Raw genomic sequence first — 21,176 nt, forward strand, 5'->3', positions numbered from 1 at the left:
TCAAATTCAATATCGTATTAAGAGTTGTACTCTTCTGACCATCCGTCAGAGTCAGACATATCTGGCGCACCAGCAATGGCATTTTCTTCATCAGCCCATTCGCCAAAATCAATCATCTGGCATTTTTTACTACAAAAAGGGCGATAAGGGCTTTGCTCATTCCATACGACTTCTTGCTTGCATTGGGGACATTTCACCACAGTAGGCTTTGGGGACGACATCTAGATTTCCTATTAATGATGGTTCAGCTGCTAGAAATGTTTAATCAGCAGCACACAGCAAGGTCAAAGGGTATCTCTTCAGAGCTGGCTTGCCCAGTTTTAAAGTCGATAAATTTAATCGCAAAACGATTTTTATGCCCAGAGATCATTGGGTATACACCATATTCGAGCGGAATGGAGAGGCGTAATATGTTGGCATCTTCCGCATCGCTTTGGAAAAATCCGGATTGAGCGACACGAGGTTTAAAAGCACCAGTTTCACGAGTCAGTTTGAGCCAAAGAGTCAGCGCATCTAACAATGGCTTTAGTGTGCTCATCCATTTGTTGGCATCTTGAGATTTTTTCTCTAGCGAGAGGTGAAGCCAGTAATGCAATGCTGGAAGATCAAAACAGCATGATCCGCCGGGCAGGTTGAAACGCTGTCGGATGGCAGACAAGAAACGATCTTCTTTGAGGGATTGACCAAATCGATCAGCGCTCATTAGATTGCGATGCACTTCATCCACTTCAGTAAGTAATGTTGAAAGCATCTCTTGGTCTACACCGTCCACATTTAACCAACTGCGGTAAGTGAGGCGCTGTTTTTCGATATCTTTTGCCAGTTCACTCTTAAGTTGTATTTGCTCAAAAATCTCGAGCAGATCGAATAGAGAACGGAAAAATAATTGGTGCTGAATACTGTCAGCAAAGGCTGATGCTTTTTCCATCTGGTGCAGCAAAGCTTCAACTCGTAAGTAAATACGCGTTTTTTCATTCAGAGGGTGTTCAAACTTATGTGTCGTCATCAGATTTGCCTTGCGTCCTTTCGGCTTATTCTCACAGATTTTTACGGCTGATGGCTAGGTACTTTTTGTGTAATTCTGTGATTTGAGGCAAAAGTTTCTGGTTTTTCGCGTCATTTTTAATCACATCGTCGGCAATGGCTAAACGTTGTTCACGACTGGCTTGTGCCGCCAGGATCGATTTTGCTTGTTCCATCGGCACCTTGTCTCGACTCATTGTTCTTTCAATTTGTGTTTCTTCATCAACATCCACAACCAATACTCTGTCTGCCATATGCTGTAGATTGTTTTCCGTGAGTAACGGAACGACCAATAACGCATAAGGCGAAGTGACTCGTTGCAGATCTTGCTCCATTTGTTGACGAATCATTGGATGAAGCAACTGATTAACCCACGTTTTTTCTTCTTCATTGGCAAATATTCGTGTTCGAAGCTCCGCGCGGTTGAGTTCTCCCTCGGCCGTTAAGATTCCATCGCCAAAGTGTTGATGGATGGCTTCGAGGCCGATACTGCCTTTTTCCACCACTTGTCTAGCAATCACGTCTGCATCAACGATTTCAATACCAAACTGGTCGCGAAACATATTGGCGACAGTGGTCTTTCCGCTTGCGATGCCTCCGGTTAATCCAATCACTAATGCCATCGTTTAGTACCCCAATAAATAAGAGTAGTAGCTATCAATGATTTCGTGGCCCCACAACAGCGCTATCCAGCCTGCAATTGCAATATAAGGTCCAAAAGGGAAGGCTTTATCGATACCTTGTTTCTTTAATCGCAATTGAATAATACCGAATACCAGTCCGACAAGAGATGAAAGCAGAATAATCAAAGGCAGTTGTTGCCATCCCAACCATGCTCCAAGTGCCGCGAGTAGCTTGAAATCACCGTATCCCATGCCTTCTTTGCCAGTGGCAAGTTTAAACAGCCAGTACACTGACCATAGCGCTAAGTAACCAGCGATAGCGCCGATCACAGCATCTTGAAGCGTAACAGGACTGACACCCAATAATGACAGTGTTAGACCAGCCCAGAGTAAAGGCAGTGTCAACTGATCAGGTAGCAGCATCGTATCTAAATCGATAAAGGTTGCTGCGATAAGGACATAGCTGAAAAACAGTAGAGCAATCGTGAAGTAACTAAAACCAAAATGTTGTGCGACAAGAAAGCTCATCGCTGCTGTAAGCAACTCAATCAACGGGTAACGTGCACTGATAGGTGCCTGACAATGAGCGCATTTACCGCGTAATAACAGCCAGCTAATCACGGGTACGTTATCAATAATGCGCAGTGGTGTTTGGCAACTCGGGCAAGTTGAGCGTGGCGTGCTAAGGGTCAGTTTACCTTCTGGCACTTGAATGTTGGATTCAGGGAAATAGTCCGCACATTCCTGACGCCATTCTCGCTCCATCATTTTCGGTAGCCGATAAATCACCACATTAAGAAAGCTGCCGATAATTAAACCGAGTAGAGAGGCAGATGCTACGAAAAGCCAAGGATAGTATTCAAAAATTTCCATTTGTTCGCTCATTTGCCGCAGTAAAGGGAGGATATTGATTAAAAAACTAAGCGGTTGAATGCGTTAGTGATGGTTATATTACCCTAACACACTCATTAAGTTAAAGATTGGTAAGTACATTGCCACAACCAATCCGCCGACAACCACACCAAGAAACACAATAATCAACGGTTCGAGAATTTTCCCCAGATTATCGACAGTATTATCTACTTCAAACTCGTAGATAGAAGCAATTTTGTTGAGCATGTCGTCGAGTTTTCCTGACTCCTCACCGATCATTACCATTTGTAATACCATCTCAGGAAAAGCTTCTGTATTTCGCATCGCGATATACATAGGCATACCCGATGCAGTATCACGATGCACTTCATCAATGGCATATTCAAAGTGGACGTTGCCAGCGGTTTTAGCTGTGGTTTTTAAACTGGATAGAATCGGAATGCCTGCGCTAAAACTGGTGGCCAGTGTGCGACTGAACTTAGCGATAGCGGCTTTAGCTAACACGCTGCCGATAACCGGACATTTTAATCCTAGACGGCTGGTTTTCAGGCGAAACAGTGAGGATTTTTTCCTTGCAGCACGAAAGGCGACAACAGACGCAATAGTAACAACAAGAGCGACCAAACTATAAGCCTGAACACCGTGTGACAGTTTTAAAACCTGTTGCGTAAACCAAGGAAGTTCAGCTCCAAAGCCGCTGAACATGGCTTCAAACTCAGGTATTACCATGGTTAACATCAAGTAAGAGACACTTAGGGCAACAAGTACAACCATTGCTGGGTAAATCAATGCTTTGATAACTTTTGCTCTCAGTTCTTCGCTTTTTTCGCGGTACGTGGCTAAACGTTCAAAAACTTCGGCTAAGTTTCCCGACTGTTCACCAGTCTGAATTAAGTCAACATACAGGGAATCAAAGTGACTGCTGGTGTTACGCATCGCTTTTGAAATAGGAGTACCCGCTTCAACGCCTTTGGATATTTGCGTCAGAATCGATTTCATCTCTGGTTTACGGTGATTGTCACCAACCAGTTTCAGGGCTTGAACAATAGGAACGCCCGTGGTCAGCATGGTGGAGAGTTGGCGAGTGAGTATGGTGATGTCTTTGCCCTTAACTCGGTGAAACAGACGAGTAAAAAGTGGGGCACTGCCTTTTTTGATCTTTTTGACCTTAATACTCTGTTCACTTAACTTGTCACGAACTTCGCTTTCCGTCAGCGCCAGAAGCTGACCAGACACTTTTTTGCCTGTGCTGTTAATTCCGCTCCAACGAAAGCTACTGAGTTGAGGGCTAGAGTTCTTTTTCATATAAATACTCACTAGGGTCTGTTGATTAGAAATACAAAACGCGTTGTAACTCGGTAAAACTGGTGACACCTTGCTTTAATTTCTGTACGCCTGAGTCCAGCAAAGTGCTCATGCCATTGGCCTTAGCGATGGTTTCGATTTGCGCGACACTTGCTTTATTCATGACGGCTTCAGCAAGAGCATCATTGAAAGCCATCACTTCATAGATTCCGACGCGCCCCGAATACCCTCCGGTGCATTCGGTACAGCCTAAGTGATTGGCTTGGTAAATGGTTTCGTCCGCTGACAAGTTAAACTGTGATTGCAAGGTGACGGATGGCGTAGTGGCTATTTTGCAGCGGCTGCATAAACGGCGAGCTAGACGTTGAGCGATGATTAAACTCAGAGATGAGGCAAGATTGAAGGGTTCAACGCCCATATTGGCTAAACGTATGACGGTTTCGGCGGCAGAGTTGGTATGGAGCGTTGATAAGACTAAGTGTCCTGTTTGAGCCGCTTTAACTGCTATTTCCGCTGTTTCGAGGTCTCGAATCTCACCCACCATCACCACATCTGGGTCTTGACGCAGAAATGAGCGTAGCGCGTCAGAGAAGCCAAAACCTATCTTTGGTTGTACTTGCACCTGATTAATGCCAGAGAGGTTGATTTCCACCGGATCTTCCGCAGTGGAGATGTTAATTTCAGCGGTATTGAGTATGCGAAGACCTGTATAAAGAGAAACGGTTTTTCCGCTTCCTGTTGGCCCCGTCATCAAGATCATGCCTTGTGGCTTTTTAAGGGCATCTAAATAGTGCTGTTTTTGTACTTCGTCATAACCGAGCTTATCGATGTTGAGATTGGCCGCGCTGCTATCAAGCAGACGTAATACAATTTTCTCTCCCCATAAAGTTGGCAGCGATGAAACTCGCATATCAATCGCAGTATCCCGATTTAAACGCAGTTTAATTCGTCCATCCTGTGGAAGTCGTCGTTCGGCAATATCCAGCTTTGAAAGGATTTTAATACGCGCTGCAAGCCGCCGACTGAGATGGCTCGCAGGGCGATGAGTTTCAACTAAGATGCCATCACAACGCAGGCGAATACGATACACATCTTCATAGGGTTCAAAGTGAATATCGGAAGCCCCTTTACGCACAGCATCAAGTAACACCTGATTGATAAAACGACTCACAGGGGATTCGTCTTTACTGAGATCCTCAATCGATTGCAGTTCGTCATCAGAAAGTTGAACCAAGCTTGCTAGTTCATCTTGGCTGATTTCTTTGTTTTGCTTAGATTCATCACTGATAGTTCTACCATAGAGGCGACGAATAGCGGCTTGCAATGATTTATGATCGGCGAGGGCCAGTTCAACGTTTAAGCCAGTTGTGAAGCGAAACTCATCTTCTACACTCGGGTGAGTGGGGTCTGATACCGCCAGAAGTAATTGGTTATTTTGGTTTTGGATAGGCAGAGCATTAAAGCGAGTGATCAGTTCTCGTAATCCAAGTTGCTGGCAGACATCGGCATAATCAAACCCAACAAGGTCAATCACAGGCATGCGTAACTGTTGACTTAAATGGTTGGCGAGATCGGACGATTCTATTATTCCAAGTTGGATCAAAGCTTCCGGCACACTAGCGTCAGAAGCTTCAATATGATTTACCACGCTTTGCTCATCCGCCAAGCTCAATAGTTCGGCTTGGCGCAACAGTGCAATTAGGTTGGTTATCATTAGGGTTCGTTATTATTAAGTTGCAGGGTTAGCTGCAGTGGCGGATGCTGGATCAGCACAGCCTTTTAATTCTTGTCCTGTAGTGTGGGTACATTTCCAGCCATTCGCACTACGAGTAAAAGTAACGGTTTTGTCTTTAAGTGCACTTTCGCTCTTGATTGTAAAAATAAGAGTTCCTTCAGTCGTTCCTGTGTTGGCAAGTGCTAGCTCGCCTAAAGCGCTCATGTTTGCATCTCCCCCTACTTCATTTAAATTAGTTGGAAATGCTCCAGTTTCTTGAATCTCTAAATCGATATTGGTTAATAGCGTTCTAGGAATACTGACGGCAGTGTTCGCTTCCGTTTTTAATAGATAGCTTTGGTAGGCTGGAACTGCGATTGCACTAAGCACACCAATGATGCCAACCACAATCATCAATTCAATTAAGGTAAAACCCTTCTGTTTTTTAAGCTGATTTGTTTTCATTGCCTCTCTCCGTTTGTTTGGGCTATTCGGAGCAAGAGATTATGTGCTTGGTTTGATATTGAGAACGACAGCCGTTCAGTTGCGCGAGTGATGAGGTTTATTTATTGAACGACTTTCATATCCTCAACAAAAGCTTTCGACTGGCTTCGCATTCGTTTGGAATGGAGTATCAAGAAGGAACGAAAAACCCGCCGAAGCGGGTCTTAAAATTGAAACAAATTTAGGATCAAATTTGCTGATGATTATTTGCGGCGCTTATTTAAAACGCTTATTTGAAACGCATAGAGAGATCCATCGCTCTCACGTGCTTAGTTAACGCACCCACTGAAATGTAATCAACACCTGTGTCCGCGTATTCGCGCAGTGTTTCTAGGGTGACGTTGCCTGAATTTTCCAACGCCGCACGGCCTGCATTAATCGCAACCGCTTCACGCATCATATCCATAGTGAAGTTGTCGAGCATGATGATATCTGCGCCAGCTTCAATCGCTTCACGCAGTTCTTCTAGGCTCTCTGTTTCAACTTCAACAGGTTTACCCGGATTAAGTTCTTTCGCTGTTTTAATCGTTTGAGTGATGCCGCCATTGGCGATGATATGGTTCTCTTTAATTAGGTAAGCATCAAACACACCGATACGATGGTTATAACCGCCGCCACAAGCGACTGCGTACTTCAGAGCACTACGTAAACCCGGAATAGTTTTACGCGTATCCAGTAAACGGCAGTTGGTACCTTCTAACGCTTTCGCATATTCAGCGGTTGTCGTTGCACAACCTGAGAGTGTCTGAATAAAGTTCATTGCGTTGCGCTCGCCTGTAAGCAGGATTCGAGCAGGGCCTGAAAGCGTACACAGTGTTTGGTTTGGCTCGACTTTGTCTCCATCTTCCACATGCCAGTCGATTTTGACTTCACCACCCAGTTGTTTGAAGACTTCATCCGCCCAAGCTTTACCACAAAACACACCGTATTCTCGCGTGATAATGGTCGCTGTGCCTTGCACATCGGCAGGGATAAGACTTGCTGTCAGATCAGCCGCAGGGTCGAGAGTTCCACCTAAATCTTCCTTTAGGGTCGCTTCAACGGTGCGAGCAATTTCCAATGGTAGTTGTTGTTTTAGGTAATCAAGGCGCTCTTGGCTATTGTGAGTATTTTTCATCGCAAATCTTAGTCCGGATTAACAGAGGCAGGAATAATACGCTGAGTAAGATTTAAATTCAGCCCTTAATCTCGTATTTCGTTGTTATACTCTTCCTACTTGAAGTTGCAGCGCTTTATGTTTTGGTATGGTGGCTACGTTCGTTCACCCCAATCACATAGTTTATCTATGCTCAGGGGATTCACTTACTTGCCGCCTACCTGCAACTCCAATTAGTTTGAGTATAAGTAGTTAAATTAAATTTTATTCATCTGGAGCATTAAGGCTTTTCTTATGATTGATAACCAAGGTTGGTATCACACTGCGCGCAAAGTGCCGTCACCGTATTTTGATGAGAGAAGCGACGTTAACGATATTTCATTGCTGGTGGTGCATAACATTAGCCTGCCACCGGGCCAGTTTGGTAGTGATCATATTGAGCAGTTTTTTACCGGTAAGCTGAATCCGGATGAACATCCGTTTTTCAAAGTGATCCATAAAATGGGGGTGTCTGCGCATTGCTTGATTCGAAGAGACGGTGAAGTGGTGCAGTTTGTGCCGTTTACCGCCAGAGCGTGGCATGCAGGTCAGTCTTCTTTTGCAGGCAGAGAGCGCTGCAATGATTATTCGATAGGTATTGAGCTGGAGGGGACAGATTTTGTTGCTTATACAGAGGAACAATATCAGGCGTTAGCCAATCTCAGCCAAGAGCTGATGGTTGCGTATCCGCAAATCACGGTGCCAAGAATAACGGGGCATCAATACATTGCCCCGATGCGTAAAACAGACCCAGGTTTGGTCTTTGACTGGATAAAGTACCGCGCTTTACTTGAGTGATTTTATAGAGACTCTTGATACTCAGTCAGAACCTGTTCAATCCAAGTGGCAATACGCTCGTCGCTGAGTTCATATTGAGAATCTTCATCTAGCGCTAAGCCAACAAACTGAGTCCCATCTTCAGTCAGTGCCTTTGATGCTTCAAAGGTGTAGCCCTCAACAGGCCAGTAACCGATGATGTTAGCTCCCGTCTTCTTGATCTCGTCGTGCAGCAGTCCCATCGCATCCAGATACCATTCGCCATAGCCTTCTTGATCGCCTAAGCCGAACAACGCGACGGACTTGCCGTTTAGCGATACGCCATCTATTTGATCCCATATTTCGTTCCAGTCCTCTTGGATCTCTCCAAAGTCCCACGTCGAGATGCCTAATATTAGCAGATCATAGTCATCCATTAAGCTGAGTGGTGTTTCTTTTACATTGTGGATGTCGAGCAGATCATCACCAATAATAGCGCGCATTTTCTCTGCAGCCATTTCGGTATAGCAGGTCGTTGAGCCGTAAAATAGACCAATCTTCATACGTTATTCAGTTCTTTCTTTTTCTGGGATGGTAGATTCTAAACATAAAATGCCCCAGAGTGCAGCGAATATCCTGAGCATGCCCGATTTTTATGGTATATCCATGCGATATCTCGTAGCCTAGGTGGTTATTTGGCATATCGTCGATATCTCGCATAATGATAAGAAAAAGAGGAACACGTGTCGGAATTATTTTTGCCTGACCAAGGAATCATGGAGCAGTTCTTAGATACTCTTTGGCTGGAAAGAGGCTTGTCAGAAAATACGGTGGTTTCGTATCGTAATGATTTGACAAAGCTTTTAGGCTGGATGAATAAGAATAACTACCGTCTGAACTACATCAGTTTATCGGGTCTGCAAGAGTACCAAACTTGGTTAATTGACCAAAACTATAAGCAGACCTCGCGTGCGCGAATGCTCTCTGCAATACGTCGTCTGTTTCAATATCTGCATCGTGAAAAAATCCGCAGTGATGATCCAACGGCTTTAATGGTGAGTCCGAAGTTGCCTAAGCGCTTGCCAAAAGATTTGACCGAGGAGCAGGTTGAAGCTCTGCTTAATGCCCAAGATCTTAATGACCCTGTTGAGCTTAGAGACAAAGCCATGCTGGAGTTGCTTTATGCGACTGGACTGCGTGTAACGGAGTTGGTGTCTCTGACCACAGAAAATATCAGCCTACGCCAAGGGGTTGTGCGTGTTATTGGTAAAGGTGGAAAAGAGCGCTTGGTTCCGATGGGAGAGAACGCAATTGAATGGATTGAAACTTTTTTCCATCAAGGACGGTCTGAATTATTAGGTCAGCAAACCTCAGACGTGGTCTTCCCGAGTAAACGAGCGCAGCAAATGACCAGACAAACGTTCTGGCATCGAATCAAACATTATGCGGTGATTGCTGGCATTGATGTTGAGAAACTTTCACCACACGTTTTGCGTCATGCTTTTGCGACTCATTTGTTAAATCACGGCGCGGATTTACGTGTGGTACAGATGCTTTTGGGGCATAGTGACTTATCGACAACCCAAATTTATACTCATGTTGCAACTGAGCGACTTAAACAAATACATAGTGAGCACCATCCAAGGGCTTAAAGGTGATTTTAATGAGCGTATTACGCCGACTGACTTTATCTCTCTTACCATTATTAGCTTTAGCCGGTTTTTCAACAGGCTCTTCTGCGGCGACGGATATTGATAAAGAGGCTTTCATCAGCAAATTTGAAAAACTGGGAATGCCTGTGATTGATGTTGTTCCTTCATCTATTGACGGTTTGGTTGAAGTGAATACCGAAGGCGGTGTGTTATTTGCGTCTCCTGATGCCAAGTATCTAATCGCTGGTACACTTTATGAGCTTGGTGAAGACGGCTCTTATGTTGATGTGATGGCGAAACGCCAAGCGCCAATCAATGCTGAAAAAATCGCGCAGTTCAGAGACAGCATGATCGAGTACAAAGCGGATAATGAAAAGTACGCTGTGACTGTGTTTACCGATATTACCTGTGGTTATTGTGTTCGTTTGCATCAAGAGATGAAGGAATACAATAAGCGAGGTATTACCGTTCGCTATCTGGCTTTCCCGCGTCAGGGACCGAGTGGGCAAGTCGCTGACAATATGGCGAAAATCTGGTGTTCGGAAGATCCGGCATCAGCAATGCACAATGCAAAAGTGACCCGTGAGCCAGCTGAAGTCGCGCAAGGTAAAAACCTCGCTCAGTGTAAACAAACGATCACGGACCATTATCAGCTTGGTCGTCAGTTAGGTATTAGTGGTACACCAGCCATATTCTTACCGTCTGGTGATATGGTGGGTGGGTATTTACCTCCATCACAACTTGAACAACGACTACAACAGCAATAATTACCGAGGATACAGGCTTGAGGTGACTCAAGCCTGAGCATGTATGACAGAAATCCAGCTATGATCGAAATTCAACGCAGACCAGAACCTGATTTATCTCTTCTTCCTGATTCTATTCCGCCCATCTTAAAACGTGTTTATTTAAACCGTGGTGTTACCGATTTAGAGCAATTGAATAAAGCCGCTAAGGCATTGCATTCATACCAAAAATTGCACGGAATCGAACAGGCGGTTGAACTTTTATATCAAGCAATTAAAGAGCAAAAGCGAATCATCATTGTGGGTGATTTTGATGCTGATGGCGCGACAAGTTCTGCGCTTTCTGTACTGGCTTTGCGTATGCTTGGTAGCCGTAATGTGGATTATTTGGTTCCCAACCGTTTTGAAGATGGGTATGGATTAAGCCCTGAAGTGGTTGATCAGGCGATCAGCTTAGGTGCTGAGATGATTATGACCGTCGACAACGGCGTTTCTTCCATCGAAGGCGTCCGTTATGCCAAGCAAAAAGGTTTACAGGTATTGGTCACTGACCACCATTTGCCGGGAAATGAACTTCCGGAAGTGGATGCCATGGTGAACCCAAACCTTCAGCAGTGTGCTTTTCCTTCAAAAGCATTGGCGGGTGTGGGCGTTGCTTTCTACCTGATGATGGCTTTGTGTGTACACATGCGCAAAGTTGGCTACTTTGCCGAACAAGGCATGCAAGAGCCTAAGTTGATGGAATTGATCGATTTAGTGGCTTTAGGCACGGTCGCTGATGTGGTCGCGCTGGATGAAAACAACCGCATTCTGGTACACCAAGGATTACAGAGAATTCGAGCAGGTTTAGCAAGGCCGGGTATTCAAGCATTGATTGAAGTTGCCAAACGCGATGCGACTAAACTGGTTGCATCAGATTTTGGTTTTGCTCTCGGTCCGCGTATTAATGCTGCTGGTCGCTTGGATGATATGTCTTTTGGGGTTGAGCTTTTACTGTGTAATAACATCCATGCTGCACGCAGAATGGCGAGTGAATTAGATGGTTTAAACCAGACTCGTAAAGATATCGAAGAGGGAATGAAGCAAGAGGCGATGGCCTTTTGTGAACGTCTAGAGTTCGGTAAGGACAGCGAATTGCCGTATGGCTTAGTGCTGTTCCAAAGAGACTGGCATCAAGGGGTTATCGGTATTCTGGCTTCACGTATCAAAGAGCAATATCACCGTCCTGTGATTGCTTTTGCTGATGGTGGTGATGGGGTGATCAAAGGCTCTTGTCGCTCTGTTGTTGGGCTGCATATGCGTGATGCATTGGATAAAATTGATACTCAGAATCCGGGAATTATCAAAAAATTCGGCGGGCATGCGATGGCCGCAGGTTTGACGATTGCAGAAAAAGATTTTGAACAGTTTTGTAAGCTGTTTGATGACGTCGTTCGTGAAGACCTTGATGATGCGATGCTGAAAGGAGTGATTTTGACCGATGGTGAACTCAAGCCTGAAGAATTCTCTATGCACACCGCAGAAACACTGCGTGCTGGTGGTCCATGGGGACAAGCCTTTCCTGAGCCGATTTTTGACGGTGAATTTAAAGTGTTGCACCAAAAGTTGGTAGGAGAAAAGCATCTCAAGTTGATGCTTGAACCGCTTCATAAAGGTCATCCAACCAACATTATGATTGATGGAATAGCCTTCAATATTGACCTGCGACGTTGGCCCGACGCTTCAGTTAAAACGGTACGATTAGCCTACAAATTGGACATCAATGAGTTCCGGGGTAACCAGTCTTTACAGCTAATGATCGACCATTTAGAAGCAAAATAAACTTAACATTGAAATAACTTTTCTTTTTAGCGGCTTGCTTTAAGCCGCTATCAACTCCTCAAGATTTGTGGCAATTCTCTTATTGGCAGACTGCTGTTTGGTAAGTAATTGTGATTCCTATTCTAAAAAGTGCCTAGCATCATTCATGCAATGAATTGGTAACAATTCATGCTCACTACTTGTGTTCTGTATATGATTTGTAATTGGTCTTACCAATAATATGTCGAAAGTGGTTTATTATTGTTAACAAGCTGTTTGTATGGGGCTGGTTTTATGATTTAGGTCAATAATTGGCTGGACACTAACAGGTTGTATATGTTAATTTCTTCGTCAATTTGAAATTGGTATTACCAATTGCCAGCAAGGCATAAAGAGTAGAAGAATAATAAATTATGGCTTATCAAAGGATTCGTCAGCCGAAACTCTCTGATGTTATTGAACAAGAGTTGGAACGACTGATTATTGAAGGAACTCTGTCCCCAGGACAGCAACTGCCACCAGAACGCGAGTTAGCTAAACAGTTTGAAGTCTCTCGTCCATCGGTTCGTGAAGCTATTCAACGCTTAGAAGCTAAACGTCTACTTACCCGTCGACAAGGCGGTGGTACGTTCGTCAGTGAGCAGATTTGGAAAAGTTTCTCTGATCCTCTGCTAAATTTATTGTCAAATCATTCAGAAACTCAGCTGGACTTACTTGAAGCGCGACATGCATTAGAGGGTATTTCTGCCTATTTTGCTGCTTTACGTGGTACAGCAGAAGATTTTGCTCGTATTCAATCAAGCGTATTGAAAATTAACGAAGCGCAAGAGAAACACGATTTTGAAGCAGAAGCTTCAACCGTAATGGAGTTTTTGATTGCCATTACCGAAGCGACTCACAATGTGGTCATTCTGCATATCGTTCGTAGTCTTGCGCCTTTGCTAGAGCAAAACATTTTACAGAATTTTAAATTACTCCGTCACCGCCCAGAAGCGGTTGAGAAAGTAAACAAGCACCGAGCTAACATCGTGGATGCGATTGTTTCTGGTGAGCCTGATATGGCGCGCGAGATGTCACATTCTCATTTAGCTTATATTGAAGAAACATTGTTGGAACTGACCAGAGAGCAGTCTCGTCGTGAGCGTTCTTTACGTCGAATCCAACAGGGTAATGAGCCGCAGTAAGCGGTTTATTGCGATTATAAATAGAATCCAACCAATAGAAGGATAGATCGCCATGTCCGACATGAAGCATGACGTAGACGCACTGGAAACTCAGGAGTGGTTAGCTGCCCTTGAGTCAGTTGTTCGTGAAGAAGGTGTAGAGCGCGCGCAGTTCATTCTAGAAGAAGTGCTAGAGAAAGCTCGTTTAGATGGCGTTGATATGCCTACAGGCATCACAACGAATTACGTTAACACGATCCCAGCAGCACAAGAGCCAGCATATCCGGGTGATACAACACTTGAGCGTCGTATTCGCTCAATCATCCGTTGGAACGCAATCATGATCGTTCTACGTGCATCTAAGAAAGATCTAGAGCTAGGCGGCCACATGGCGTCTTTCCAATCTTCGGCTGCATTCTACGAAACTTGTTTCAACCACTTCTTCCGTGCTCCAAACGAGAAAGATGGTGGCGACTTAGTTTACTACCAAGGTCATATCTCTCCTGGTATCTATGCACGTGCATTCGTTGAAGGCCGTTTAACTGCTGAGCAGCTAGATAACTTCCGTCAAGAAGTAGACGGTAAAGGTATTCCTTCATACCCACACCCTAAATTGATGCCTGAGTTCTGGCAATTCCCTACAGTATCTATGGGTCTTGGTCCTATCTCTGCAATCTACCAAGCTCGTTTCCTTAAGTACCTAGACGGCCGTGGCCTGAAAGATACCAAAGAGCAGCGTGTATACGCGTTCCTAGGTGATGGTGAGATGGATGAGCCAGAATCACGTGGTGCTATCTCTTTCGCTGCGCGTGAGAAACTAGACAACCTATGTTTCCTAATCAACTGTAACCTGCAGCGTCTAGACGGCCCTGTAATGGGTAACGGTAGCATCATCCAAGAACTAGAAGGTCTGTTCAAAGGTGCTGGTTGGAACGTTGTTAAAGTTATCTGGGGTAGCAACTGGGATTCTCTAATTGCTAAAGACACGTCTGGTAAGCTTCTTCAGCTAATGAACGAAACTATCGACGGTGACTACCAAACATTCAAATCTAAAGATGGCGCGTACGTACGTGAGCACTTCTTTGGTAAATACCCAGAAACTGCTGCACTAGTAGCAGATATGACTGATGACGAAATCTTCGCACTTAAGCGTGGCGGTCACGATTCTTCTAAACTGTACGCTGCATTCAAAAATGCACAAGAAACCAATGGTCGTCCAACTGTAATCCTAGCGAAAACAGTTAAAGGTTACGGCATGGGTGAAGCGGCAGAAGGTAAGAACATCGCGCACCAAGTTAAGAAGATGGATATGACTCACGTTCTACACCTACGTGATCGTCTAGGTCTTCAAGACATTCTAACTGACGAAGCTGTGAAAGAACTTCCATACCTAACACTGGAAGAAGGTTCGAAAGAGCACGAATACTTACACGCTCGTCGTAAAGCTCTACACGGTTACACGCCACAGCGTCTACCGAAATTTACTGAAGAGCTAACTATTCCTGAAGTTGAAGAGTTCAAGCCTCTACTAGAAGAGCAGAAGCGTGATATCTCTACAACAATGGCATTCGTACGTACTCTGAACGTATTACTTAAAGACAAGAACATCGGTAAGAACATTGTTCCTATCATTGCTGATGAAGCTCGTACTTTCGGTATGGAAGGTTTGTTCCGCCAAATTGGTATCTATAACCCACACGGTCAGAACTACACACCACAAGACCGCGACATCGTTTCTTACTACAAAGAAGCAACGTCAGGTCAGGTTCTACAAGAAGGTATCAACGAGCTAGGTGCTATGTCTTCATGGGTTGCTGCTGCAACTTCATACAGCACAAACAACTTGCCAATGATCCCGTTCTACATCTACTACTCTATGTTCGGTTTCCAACGTGTTGGCGACATGGCATGGATGGCGGGTGACCAACAAGCTCGTGGTTTCCTACTTGGTGCAACAGCAGGCCGTACAACACTTAATGGTGAAGGTCTACAGCACGAAGATGGCCACTCTCATATCATGGCTGGTACTGTTCCTAACTGTATCTCTTACGATCCAACATTCGCTTACGAAGTGGCGGTAATCATGCAAGACGGTATTCGTCGCATGTACGGTGATCAAGAGAACGTGTTCTACTACCTAACTCTGATGAATGAGAACTACGCAATGCCAGCAATGCCAGAAGGCGCTGAAGAAGGCATCCGTAAAGGTATCTACAAGCTAGAAACTTACACAGGTTCTAAAGGTAAAGTTCAGCTATTGAGCTCGGGTACTATCATGAACGAAGTACGTAAAGCAGCGCAAATTCTAAGCGATGACTACGGCATTTCTTCTGACGTTTACTCTGTAACTTCATTTAACGAAGTGACTCGTGATGGTCAAGCGGTAGAGCGTTTCAACATGCTTCACCCTGAAGCAGAGGCACAAGTTCCTTACATTCAAACAGTAATGGGTACTGAGCCAGCAATCGCTGCAACTGACTACATGAAGAACTACGCAGAGCAAGTACGTGCATTTATCCCAGCTGAGTCATACAAAGTACTAGGTACTGATGGCTTCGGTCGTTCAGACAGCCGTGAAAACCTACGTCGTCACTTCGAAGTGAACGCAGGTTACGTTGTGGTTGCAGCACTAAGCGAACTAGCGAAACGTGGTGATGTTGAGAAATCTGTGGTTGTTGAAGCAATCAAGAAATTTGACATCGACACTGAAAAAACAAACCCGCTATACGCTTAATTGAAGGTAGGAAAGAATAATGGCAATCGAAATTAATGTACCTGACATCGGTGCGGATGAGGTTGAAGTTACTGAGATTCTTGTAAGCGTTGGCGACAAGGTTGAAGAAGAACAATCTCTTATTACTGTAGAAGGCGATAAAGCTTCTATGGAAGTACCGGCTTCTCAAGCAGGTATCGTAAAAGAAATTAAAATCTCTGAAGGCGATAAAGTAACCACTGGTTCACTTATTATGATCTTCGAAGAAGAAGCGGGCGCTGCTGCGCCTGCTCCAGCGGCAGAAGCGGCTCCTGCTCCGGCAGCAGCACCTGCAGCAGCTGAACTTAAAGAAGTTAACGTTCCAGATATCGGTGGCGACGAAGTAGAAGTCACTGAAATCATGGTTGCCGTTGGCGATGCTATCGAAGAAGAGCAGTCTTTGATCACTGTAGAAGGCGACAAAGCTTCTATGGAAGTACCTGCACCATTTGCTGGTACTCTTAAAGAAATCAAAGTTGCTGCTGGCGATAAAGTTTCTACTGGTTCACTTATCATGGTATTTGAAGTTGCAGGTTCAGGCGCTCCAGCAGCACCTGCGGCAGCTGAAGCACCAGCAGCGGCTCCTGCAGCATCTGCAGCGAAAGACGTGAACGTACCAGATATCGGTGGCGACGAAGTAGAAGTGACTGAAATCATGGTAGCTGTTGGCGATACAGTAACTGAAGAGCAATCTCTGATTACTGTTGAAGGCGACAAAGCTTCTATGGAAGTACCTGCTCCGTTTGCTGGTACGGTTAAAGAAATCAAAGTTGCAGCTGGCGATAAAGTATCAACTGGCTCATTGATCATGGTGTTTGAAGTAGCCGGTGCAGCTCCTGCGCCAGCAGCACCAGCTCAAGCAGCGGCTCCTGCGGCAGCTCCAGCACCTAAAGCTGAAGCAGCGAAACCAGCAGCTCCTGCAGCAACTGAATTTGAAGAGAACAACGACTACGCTCACGCTTCACCAGTTGTTCGCCGCCTAGCGCGCGAATTCGGTGTAAACCTAGCGAAAGTGAAAGGTTCAGGCCGTAAGAGCCGTATCCTGAAAGAAGACGTACAGAACTACGTGAAAGAGGCGCTTAAACGTCTTGAATCTGGTACTGCAGCTTCTGGTAAAGGTGACGGCGCAGCTCTTGGTCTACTTCCTTGGCCGAAAGTTGATTTCAGCAAGTTTGGTGAAACTGAAGTTAAACCTCTATCTCGTATTAAGAAGATTTCTGGTGCGAACCTACACCGTAACTGGGTAATGATCCCTCACGTTACACAGTGGGATAACGCAGACATCACTGAGCTAGAAGCATTCCGTAAAGAGCAAAATGCGATTGAAGCGAAAAAAGACACTGGCATGAAGATCACTCCACTTGTGTTCATCATGAAAGCTGTTGCTAAAGCACTTGAAGCGTTCCCAGCATTTAACTCTTCTCTTTCTGAAGATGGCGAAAGCTTGATTCTGAAGAAATACGTGAACGTAGGTATCGCGGTTGATACGCCAAACGGTCTAGTTGTTCCAGTATTCAAAGATGTGAACAAGAAAGGCATTTACGAACTTTCTGAAGAGCTAGCTGTAGTATCTAAGAAAGCTCGTGCAGGTAAACTGACTGCAGCAGACATGCAAGGCGGCTGTTTCACTATCTCTAGCCTAGGTGGCATTGGTGGTACTGCATTTACGCCAATCGTGAATGCGCCAGAAGTGGGTATCCTTGGTGTATCTAAGTCTGAGATGAAACCAGTATGGAACGGTAAAGATTTTGTACCGCGCCTACAACTTCCATTATCACTATCATACGACCACCGTGTGATTGATGGTGCGGAAGGTGCACGCTTCATCACTTACTTGAACAACTGCCTAAGCGACATCCGTCGTCTAGTGCTGTAATCAAAAAAGAGACAAGGCGGCTATAGCCGCCTTGATTCAGTATTTACCCAATCAATTTGAAAAAGGAATGCTTTTCCTGCATTTGAATTGTTGGCTAGCTCACAGGCTAAATGGATTTACTTTTCACACCATTAACATCTCTGTAAACTGTTGCGGTCTGAAAAATAAACGTATTATACAAAAAGATATCATACCCACTCAGCCTGTTAGGGATATTGACTACAAGAGGTCGAAATGAGCAAAGAAATTAAAGCCCAAGTTGTTGTACTTGGTGCAGGTCCTGCTGGTTACTCCGCTGCATTCCGTTGTGCCGACTTAGGTCTGGAAACTGTTATTATCGAACGTTACAACACTTTAGGTGGTGTATGTTTGAACGTGGGTTGTATCCCATCAAAAGCACTTCTTCACGTAGCGAAAGTTATTGAAGAAGCAAAAGCTCTTGCTGAACACGGTATCGTATTCGGCGAACCTCAAACGGATATCGACAAAATCCGTCTATGGAAAGAAAAAGTAATTAACCAGTTAACTGGCGGTCTTGGCGGTATGGCTAAGATGCGTAAAGTTACTGTTGTTAACGGTTTTGGTAAGTTTACTGGTCCTAACACTATCGAAGTGGAAGGTGAAGACGGTAAGACAACTGTAAACTTCGACAACGCTATCGTTGCTGCGGGTTCTCGCCCAATCAAACTTCCATTTATTCCACATGAAGATCCACGTATTTGGGACTCAACTGACGCTCTTGAGCTGAAAGAAGTACCTGGAAAACTGTTGATCATGGGTGGCGGTATTATCGGTCTAGAAATGGGTACGGTATACCACTCACTGGGTTCTCAAATCGACGTTGTTGAAATGTTCGACCAAGTGATCCCTGCTGCGGATAAAGACATCGTTAAGGTTTACACCAAGCGCATCAAAGACAAGTTCAACTTGATGCTAGAAACGAAAGTAACAGCGGTTGAAGCGAAAGAAGACGGTATCTACGTTTCAATGGAAGGCAAAAAAGCACCAGCTGAAGCTGAGCGTTACGATGCGGTTCTTGTTGCTATCGGTCGTGTACCAAACGGTAAACTTCTTGATGCAGAGAAAGCGGGTCTTGAAGTTGATGAGCGTGGTTTCATCAATGTAGACAAGCAAATGCGTACTAACGTACCTCACATCTTCGCTATCGGTGACATCGTTGGTCAACCAATGCTTGCTCACAAAGGTGTTCACGAAGGTCACGTTGCTGCAGAAGTTATCTCTGGTAAGAAACACTACTTCGATCCTAAAGTGATTCCTTCAATTGCGTACACTGAGCCAGAAGTTGCCTGGGTTGGTAAGACTGAGAAAGAAGCGAAAGCGGAAGGCATCAACTACGAAGTGGCGACATTCCCATGGGCAGCATCAGGTCGTGCAATCGCGTCTGACTGTGCAGATGGTATGACTAAGCTAATCTTTGATAAAGAGACTCACCGCGTAATTGGTGGTGCTATCGTTGGTACTAACGGTGGTGAACTACTAGGCGAAATCGGTCTTGCTATCGAGATGGGTTGTGATGCTGAAGATATCGCGCTAACTATCCACGCTCACCCAACTCTACATGAGTCTGTAGGTCTAGCGGCGGAAGTGTTTGAAGGTACAATTACAGACCTGCCAAACGCAAAAGCTAAGAAGAAATAATTCTTCTTGAGAGACAAAAAACCGCTGAAGATTCAGCGGTTTTTTTACATCTAAACGTTAATTTTTTAATTAACGTTTAGTTATTTATAGATACACAGCATACCCATGTAGGTATTCGCTAGCTGGTTGATGCTCTCTTTATCTTCCAAGCGGTTTGCTTGAACAAACAAGGAGTAGCAAAGACCGTGGAATAACATAGTCAGCTCTTCTGGGTCATGTTTGCTGCACACCTCACCACGTTCAATGGCTTTGCTGAAGATGTTCTTAACCAGCATGTGATTGGTTCGGTTGGTCGACATAAAGAGCGGCCATACTTCATCACGAGTTGAAGCACTCCATTCAAACCACACTTTTAGCCAGTAGCAATCCTGATAGCTGATTTCCACTAACTCTTTGGTGATGTTGCCAAGGTTCTCTTTGGCTGGTAAGTCTAAATCGATATTATCGGTTAAGAAGTTAGAGAATTGACGAACCACGTATGTAAGAACTTCATCAACTAAGTCTTCACGGGTCGGGAAGTAGTTGAATACCGTTGCCACTGAGACTTGAGCGATTTCAGCAATATCAGCGTGGCCGCCACGACCGATGCCGCGTCTGGCGAAAACCTCTAGCGCGATTTCCATAAGTTGAAGTTTACGTTTCTGGGGAGATAGCCGAGTCCTCGGGCGTTTCTCAATAGATGCGTCCATAATTGTATATCCTGCCATTTGATTTGTTACGTTGTTAGTTGAGTGTTTTCCACTCTAATGATTATTTTATTAGTTGCTAAAAGCTCTATGAGTGTACTGGTGCATATAATGAAGGTCAATGTTTGAACTATGTATTCGCTCCCATTATTAAAAATGAGCTTAATCAATAAGATCATATGATATAGACAGAGACTCATCATCTAGGGTAGGAGAAAGGGTTAACTCTGTTGCTCGGCAGTGTTACTATACGCGCCGAACAAATTCTGCGGCGCGTCTATTAGTGTATTGTGCCCCAACCAAACGAGAATGGTATGAAGCATACAGTTGAAGTAATGATTTCTGAACAAGACGTTCAGGAGCGTATCCGTGAACTAGGTAAGCAAATCACTCAACACTACCAAGGCAGCGAAGATTTGGTGCTGGTAGGCTTGTTGCGTGGTTCTTTTGTTTTCATGGCTGACTTGGCACGAGCGATTGAGCTGATTCACCAAGTAGACTTTATGACTGCATCTAGCTACGGTAACTCAATGACGAGTTCTCGTGATGTTCGTATCCTGAAAGATTTGGATGATGACATCAAAGGTAAAGATGTTCTGCTTGTTGAAGACATTATTGATACAGGCAACACATTGAATAAAGTAAAAGAGATCTTATCTCTACGTGAGCCTAAATCCATTCAGATTTGTACGCTGCTTGATAAGCCTTCTCGTCGTGAAGTGGACGTAGAAGTCTCTTGGGTAGGTTTTGAGATTCCTGATGAATTCGTTGTTGGTGTAGGCATCGATTATGCTCAAAAATACCGCCACTTACCTTACATTGGCAAAGTTGTTCCTCAAGAATAATTTTCCTAGCGCGACAATAAAAAAGCCCACTTCTGTGGGCTTTCTGCATTTAGTTGCTCTTCGT

Annotated in this window: 19 protein-coding genes; 9 read left to right on the forward strand and 10 right to left on the reverse strand. The window is 44.6% G+C overall.

Features of this window, described 5'->3' with window-relative positions:
* Positions 1-17 precede the first annotated feature (17 nt).
* The 8 genes from yacG to nadC form a co-directional block, all read right to left on the reverse strand.
* Positions 18-221, reverse strand: a complete 204-nt coding sequence (gene yacG / locus HUO09_RS13880) for a DNA gyrase inhibitor YacG (protein ID WP_167410414.1) — start codon at positions 219-221, stop codon at positions 18-20.
* A 44-nt stretch (positions 222-265) separates the two neighbouring features.
* Positions 266-1,006, reverse strand: coding sequence for a cell division protein ZapD (gene zapD / locus HUO09_RS13885; RefSeq protein WP_167410413.1), 741 nt, complete (start codon positions 1,004-1,006; stop codon positions 266-268).
* Positions 1,007-1,037: 31 nt separating this feature from the next.
* Complete coding sequence (coaE, locus tag HUO09_RS13890) at positions 1,038-1,646, reverse strand: dephospho-CoA kinase (protein ID WP_188234358.1); 609 nt, start codon at positions 1,644-1,646, stop codon at positions 1,038-1,040.
* Positions 1,647-1,649: 3 nt separating this feature from the next.
* Entirely contained in the window at positions 1,650-2,519 is an 870-nt protein-coding gene (locus HUO09_RS13895; protein WP_167410411.1) for an A24 family peptidase, read from the reverse strand.
* Positions 2,520-2,597: 78 nt separating this feature from the next.
* Positions 2,598-3,824 (reverse strand): type II secretion system F family protein, encoded by a 1,227-nt coding sequence (locus tag HUO09_RS13900; RefSeq protein ID WP_188234359.1) that lies wholly within the window; start codon positions 3,822-3,824, stop codon positions 2,598-2,600.
* A 25-nt stretch (positions 3,825-3,849) separates the two neighbouring features.
* Positions 3,850-5,538 (reverse strand): type IV-A pilus assembly ATPase PilB, encoded by a 1,689-nt coding sequence (gene pilB / locus HUO09_RS13905; protein ID WP_188234360.1) that lies wholly within the window; start codon positions 5,536-5,538, stop codon positions 3,850-3,852.
* 15 nt (positions 5,539-5,553) lie between these two features.
* Positions 5,554-6,003: a prepilin-type N-terminal cleavage/methylation domain-containing protein gene (locus HUO09_RS13910; RefSeq protein ID WP_188234361.1), complete on the reverse strand. Its 450-nt coding sequence runs from the start codon at positions 6,001-6,003 to the stop codon at positions 5,554-5,556.
* Between the two features lie 268 nt (positions 6,004-6,271).
* Positions 6,272-7,159 carry a carboxylating nicotinate-nucleotide diphosphorylase gene (nadC, locus tag HUO09_RS13915; protein ID WP_167410407.1) on the reverse strand — a complete coding sequence of 296 codons (888 nt, stop codon included), beginning with the start codon at positions 7,157-7,159 and terminating at the stop codon, positions 6,272-6,274.
* Between the two features lie 273 nt (positions 7,160-7,432).
* Here nadC and ampD point away from each other — a divergent pair, with 273 nt between their 5' ends.
* Positions 7,433-7,975, forward strand: coding sequence for a 1,6-anhydro-N-acetylmuramyl-L-alanine amidase AmpD (gene ampD, locus HUO09_RS13920; protein WP_167410406.1), 543 nt, complete (start codon positions 7,433-7,435; stop codon positions 7,973-7,975).
* 2 nt (positions 7,976-7,977) lie between these two features.
* Here the strand turns inward: ampD and fldB are convergent, their stop codons facing one another.
* Positions 7,978-8,496, reverse strand: a complete 519-nt coding sequence (fldB, locus tag HUO09_RS13925) for a flavodoxin FldB (protein WP_167410405.1) — start codon at positions 8,494-8,496, stop codon at positions 7,978-7,980.
* 180 nt (positions 8,497-8,676) lie between these two features.
* Between fldB and xerD the strand changes: the two genes are divergently transcribed.
* From xerD to lpdA, 7 genes are all read left to right on the forward strand, one after another.
* The gene (xerD, locus tag HUO09_RS13930; protein WP_188234362.1) at positions 8,677-9,585 is read left to right on the forward strand and encodes a site-specific tyrosine recombinase XerD; all 909 of its coding nucleotides are present in this window, start codon (positions 8,677-8,679) and stop codon (positions 9,583-9,585) included.
* Positions 9,586-9,596: 11 nt separating this feature from the next.
* The gene (gene dsbC, locus HUO09_RS13935; protein WP_167410403.1) at positions 9,597-10,352 is read left to right on the forward strand and encodes a bifunctional protein-disulfide isomerase/oxidoreductase DsbC; all 756 of its coding nucleotides are present in this window, start codon (positions 9,597-9,599) and stop codon (positions 10,350-10,352) included.
* 60 nt (positions 10,353-10,412) lie between these two features.
* Positions 10,413-12,152: a single-stranded-DNA-specific exonuclease RecJ gene (recJ, locus tag HUO09_RS13940; RefSeq protein ID WP_188234363.1), complete on the forward strand. Its 1,740-nt coding sequence runs from the start codon at positions 10,413-10,415 to the stop codon at positions 12,150-12,152.
* A gap of 392 nt (positions 12,153-12,544) precedes the next feature.
* Positions 12,545-13,315 carry a pyruvate dehydrogenase complex transcriptional repressor PdhR gene (pdhR, locus tag HUO09_RS13945; RefSeq protein ID WP_167410401.1) on the forward strand — a complete coding sequence of 257 codons (771 nt, stop codon included), beginning with the start codon at positions 12,545-12,547 and terminating at the stop codon, positions 13,313-13,315.
* A gap of 52 nt (positions 13,316-13,367) precedes the next feature.
* Positions 13,368-16,028, forward strand: a complete 2,661-nt coding sequence (aceE, locus tag HUO09_RS13950; protein WP_167410400.1) for a pyruvate dehydrogenase (acetyl-transferring), homodimeric type — start codon at positions 13,368-13,370, stop codon at positions 16,026-16,028.
* Positions 16,029-16,047: 19 nt separating this feature from the next.
* Entirely contained in the window at positions 16,048-17,922 is a 1,875-nt protein-coding gene (aceF, locus tag HUO09_RS13955; RefSeq protein ID WP_188234364.1) for a pyruvate dehydrogenase complex dihydrolipoyllysine-residue acetyltransferase, read from the forward strand.
* A gap of 234 nt (positions 17,923-18,156) precedes the next feature.
* On the forward strand, positions 18,157-19,581 hold the full coding sequence (gene lpdA / locus HUO09_RS13960) for a dihydrolipoyl dehydrogenase (RefSeq protein ID WP_167410398.1): 1,425 nt from the start codon (positions 18,157-18,159) through the stop codon (positions 19,579-19,581).
* Positions 19,582-19,661: 80 nt separating this feature from the next.
* Here lpdA and HUO09_RS13965 read toward each other — a convergent pair whose 3' ends face one another.
* On the reverse strand, positions 19,662-20,270 hold the full coding sequence (locus HUO09_RS13965) for a LuxR/HapR/OpaR family quorum-sensing transcriptional regulator (protein WP_167410397.1): 609 nt from the start codon (positions 20,268-20,270) through the stop codon (positions 19,662-19,664).
* Positions 20,271-20,581: 311 nt separating this feature from the next.
* Between HUO09_RS13965 and hpt the strand changes: the two genes are divergently transcribed.
* Complete coding sequence (gene hpt / locus HUO09_RS13970; RefSeq protein ID WP_167410396.1) at positions 20,582-21,112, forward strand: hypoxanthine phosphoribosyltransferase; 531 nt, start codon at positions 20,582-20,584, stop codon at positions 21,110-21,112.
* Positions 21,113-21,176 lie beyond the last annotated feature (64 nt).

Source organism: Vibrio sp. Y2-5, from assembly GCF_014596725.1.
Classification (GTDB): domain Bacteria; phylum Pseudomonadota; class Gammaproteobacteria; order Enterobacterales; family Vibrionaceae; genus Vibrio.

Bases quoted from the DNA above. Each gene is read 5' to 3' on its own strand.
- yacG (WP_167410414.1), bottom strand. From the start codon at position 221: ATGTCGTCCCCAAAGCCTACTGTGGTGAAATGTCCCCAATGCAAGCAA.
- zapD (WP_167410413.1), bottom strand. From the start codon at position 1,006: ATGACGACACATAAGTTTGAACACCCTCTGAATGAAAAAACGCGTATT.
- coaE (WP_188234358.1), bottom strand. From the start codon at position 1,646: ATGGCATTAGTGATTGGATTAACCGGAGGCATCGCAAGCGGAAAGACC.
- HUO09_RS13895 (WP_167410411.1), bottom strand. From the start codon at position 2,519: ATGGAAATTTTTGAATACTATCCTTGGCTTTTCGTAGCATCTGCCTCT.
- HUO09_RS13900 (WP_188234359.1), bottom strand. From the start codon at position 3,824: ATGAAAAAGAACTCTAGCCCTCAACTCAGTAGCTTTCGTTGGAGCGGA.
- pilB (WP_188234360.1), bottom strand. From the start codon at position 5,538: ATGATAACCAACCTAATTGCACTGTTGCGCCAAGCCGAACTATTGAGC.
- HUO09_RS13910 (WP_188234361.1), bottom strand. From the start codon at position 6,003: ATGAAAACAAATCAGCTTAAAAAACAGAAGGGTTTTACCTTAATTGAA.
- nadC (WP_167410407.1), bottom strand. From the start codon at position 7,159: ATGAAAAATACTCACAATAGCCAAGAGCGCCTTGATTACCTAAAACAA.
- ampD (WP_167410406.1), top strand. From the start codon at position 7,433: ATGATTGATAACCAAGGTTGGTATCACACTGCGCGCAAAGTGCCGTCA.
- fldB (WP_167410405.1), bottom strand. From the start codon at position 8,496: ATGAAGATTGGTCTATTTTACGGCTCAACGACCTGCTATACCGAAATG.
- dsbC (WP_167410403.1), top strand. From the start codon at position 9,597: ATGAGCGTATTACGCCGACTGACTTTATCTCTCTTACCATTATTAGCT.
- recJ (WP_188234363.1), top strand. From the start codon at position 10,413: ATGATCGAAATTCAACGCAGACCAGAACCTGATTTATCTCTTCTTCCT.
- pdhR (WP_167410401.1), top strand. From the start codon at position 12,545: ATGGCTTATCAAAGGATTCGTCAGCCGAAACTCTCTGATGTTATTGAA.
- aceE (WP_167410400.1), top strand. From the start codon at position 13,368: ATGTCCGACATGAAGCATGACGTAGACGCACTGGAAACTCAGGAGTGG.
- aceF (WP_188234364.1), top strand. From the start codon at position 16,048: ATGGCAATCGAAATTAATGTACCTGACATCGGTGCGGATGAGGTTGAA.
- lpdA (WP_167410398.1), top strand. From the start codon at position 18,157: ATGAGCAAAGAAATTAAAGCCCAAGTTGTTGTACTTGGTGCAGGTCCT.
- HUO09_RS13965 (WP_167410397.1), bottom strand. From the start codon at position 20,270: ATGGACGCATCTATTGAGAAACGCCCGAGGACTCGGCTATCTCCCCAG.
- hpt (WP_167410396.1), top strand. From the start codon at position 20,582: ATGAAGCATACAGTTGAAGTAATGATTTCTGAACAAGACGTTCAGGAG.